The 2,801-nt window shown below is 75.6% G+C and carries 2 protein-coding genes and 1 pseudogene; all 3 read left to right on the forward strand.

The genetic code is table 11. The features are described from left to right. Positions 1-372, forward strand: a 372-nt coding sequence (locus SSOG_RS26320) for an enoyl-CoA hydratase/isomerase family protein (RefSeq protein ID WP_039938750.1), incomplete at its 5' end; no start/stop codon positions are given. Between the two features lie 196 nt (positions 373-568). After that, positions 569-1,666 carry a GGDEF domain-containing protein gene (locus SSOG_RS26325; RefSeq protein WP_009717299.1) on the forward strand — a complete coding sequence of 366 codons (1,098 nt, stop codon included), beginning with the start codon at positions 569-571 and terminating at the stop codon, positions 1,664-1,666. A gap of 189 nt (positions 1,667-1,855) precedes the next feature. Beyond that, positions 1,856-2,801, forward strand: a pseudogene (locus SSOG_RS26330) (aromatic amino acid lyase); the annotation flags it as partial.

Here is a 2,801-nt window from a genome sequence, read left to right on the forward strand (position 1 = left end):
GGCGTGATCCCGGGCGGCGGCGGTACGCAGCTGCTGCCCCGCCGGGTCGGCGCCGCCCGCGCCGCCGAGCTGATCTTCTCCGCCCGCCGGGTGCTCGCCGAGGAGGCCCGTGCGCTGGGGATGGTGGACGAACTGGTCGCGCCGGGTGAGGATCGTACGGCCGCGCTGGAGCTGGCCGGGCGGATCGCCGCGAACTCGCCCGTCGGGCTGCGCGCCGCCAAGCGGGCCCTGCGGCTCGGGCACGGCCTGGACCTCCCGGCCGGGCTGGAGGTCGAGGACGCGGGGTGGCGCACGATCGCCTTCTCCGGGGACCGCGCGGAGGGCGTGGCGGCGTTCAACGAGAAGCGCAAGCCGGAGTGGCCCGGGGTGTAAGGCCGGTCGATACCAGATGTGAACGGACCAAAGCGGATTGTCCTCAACATTCCTACCCTTGAGTGCAGAGCGGACGCGCGCGCCTCCGGCGGGTGCACGTGGTGAGGAATGCGAGGCCGACGTGAGCGACAACGGGGACGACGGGGACCGACGGGTCGACCGGCGGTTGCGGGCGGTGGTGGGGCTCGCGCAGGCGATGGCGGCGGCGCCCACGCCGCGCGAGTCGGTGAGCGCCGCCGCCGAGAGCGCGTGCCGCGCGCTGGACGGCACCTTCGCGGCGGTTTCGGTGTGGGAGCGGGAGCGGGGCCGGTTGCGGGTCCTGGTGAACGTGGGCGAGCTGATGCCGGGGGAGGAGCCGGTGCCGGATGACGAGTCGTATCCGGTGCACGACTTCCCGGAGATCGCGGAGTTCCTGCACGAGCGGTGGGCCGCGGGCGGCGAGCCGCACGCGTGGGTGGAGACCGCGGAGGGCACCGGGCCGGGCCCGGCCTCGTACTGCCACCAGCGCGTCGCCGCCCTGCGGCGGCGCGGGCGCGGCTCGTGCGTGGTCGCGCCGCTGGTGCTGCACGGGCGGGCGTGGGGCGAGCTGTACGTGGCGCGGGCGGCCGGGAGCCCGGTGTTCGACCGGGGCGACGCGGACTTCGCGACCGTCCTGGCCTCGGTGGCGGCGGCCGGGCTCGCCCAGACCGAACGCCTGGAGGAGGCCCGCCGTCTGGCCTTCACCGACCCCCTGACCGGTCTTGGCAACCGGCGGGCGGTGGACATACGGCTGGACGAGGCGCTGGAGGCGTACCGCGAGAAGGGCACGGTGGTGACCCTGGTGGTGTGCGACCTGAACGGCCTCAAGCGGGTCAACGACACGCTGGGGCACGCGGTGGGAGACCGTCTGCTGGAACGTTTCGGCACGGTGTTGTCGCTGTGCGGGGCGATGCTGCCGGGGGCGTTGGTGGCGCGGTTGGGCGGCGACGAGTTCTGCCTGCTGGGGGTCGGGCCACCGGCGGACGAGGTGGTGCGGGTGGCCGATGAGCTGTGCCGGCGGGCCGCGGAGCTGGAGATGGGCGAGGGGGTCGCCTGCGGAGTCGCCTCGACGGGCGATCCGATCGGGCCGGTGTCCTCGGCCCGCCGCCTCTTCCGCCTCGCGGACGCGGCCCAGTACCGTGCGAAGGCGGCGCGCTCCCTCAAGCCGGTGGTCGCGGGCCGGGACGGCGGCCCGGACGACCCGGTGATCCGCCTGGCCGACACCCCCGCCGACCGCCCCCGCGAACGCCGCCGCTTCCGCGGCCGCCGCCCGTAGCGGCACCGTGCCGCGCTTTGTCCCCCACCCCGCCCCTTCCCGAACCGGGGGCTCCGCCCCCGCACCCGCACCAGGGCTGCGTCCCGGGCTCCGGCAGGGGCCGACCCGTACGGGGCTCTGGCCCGGCACCTCACCACCGAAAGGCGGTCGGGGTGACACTTGGGGATTCACTCTCTAGGGTGCCTGAATATGGATATGCACACTGTGGTGGTGGGGACGGCCGGGACGACCGCCGAGGACGTCGTCGCCGTGGCGCGCGGCGGGGCGCGGGTCGAGTTGGCGGAGGAGGCGCTGGCGGCCGTGGCCGCGGCGCGGCGGGTCATCGACGACCTGGCGGCCAAGCCCGAGCCCGTGTACGGCGTCTCCACCGGGTTCGGCGCACTCGCCGTACGCCACATCAGCCCCGACCTCCGCGCCCAGCTCCAGCGCAACATCGTGCGTTCGCACGCGGCCGGGATGGGGCCGCGGGTGGAGCGCGAGGTGGTGCGGGGGCTGATGTTCCTGCGGCTCAAGACGCTGGCGTCCGGCCACACCGGGGTGCGGCCCGTCGTCGTGGAGACGATGGCGGCCCTGCTCAACGCGGGGATCACGCCCGTCGTGCACGAGTACGGCTCCCTCGGCTGCTCCGGCGACCTCGCGCCGCTGTCCCACTGCGCGCTCGCGCTGATGGGCGAGGGCGAGGCCGAGGGGCCCGACGGGGAGGTGCGGCCCGCGGCCGAGCTGCTGGCCGCGCACGGCATCGAGCCGGTCGAGCTGCGGGAGAAGGAGGGCCTGGCGCTGCTCAACGGCACCGACGGGATGCTCGGCATGCTCGTCATGGCCTGCGCCGACCTGGCCCGGCTGTACACCGTCGCCGATGTGACGGCCGCCCTGTCGCTGGAGGCGCTGCTCGGTACGGACCGGGTGCTCGCGCCCGAGCTGCACGCCATCCGCCCGCACCCCGGCCAGGCGGCCAGCGCGGACAACATGCTGCGGGTGCTCGACGGTTCCGGGCTGACCGGGCACCACCAGGACGACGCGCCGCGGGTCCAGGACGCGTACTCGATCCGCTGCGCCCCGCAGGTCGCGGGCGCGGGCCCGGGACACGCTCGCGCACGCCCGCCTGGTCGCGGACCGGGAACTGGCGTCCGCCGTG

Origin of the sequence: Streptomyces himastatinicus ATCC 53653 (assembly GCF_000158915.1) — a bacterium.
Classification (GTDB): domain Bacteria; phylum Actinomycetota; class Actinomycetes; order Streptomycetales; family Streptomycetaceae; genus Streptomyces; species Streptomyces himastatinicus.

Coding starts and splice junctions, on each gene's coding strand:
- SSOG_RS26325 (WP_009717299.1), top strand. CDS start 569: ATGGCGGCGGCGCCCACGCCGCGCGAGTCGGTGAGCGCCGCCGCCGAG.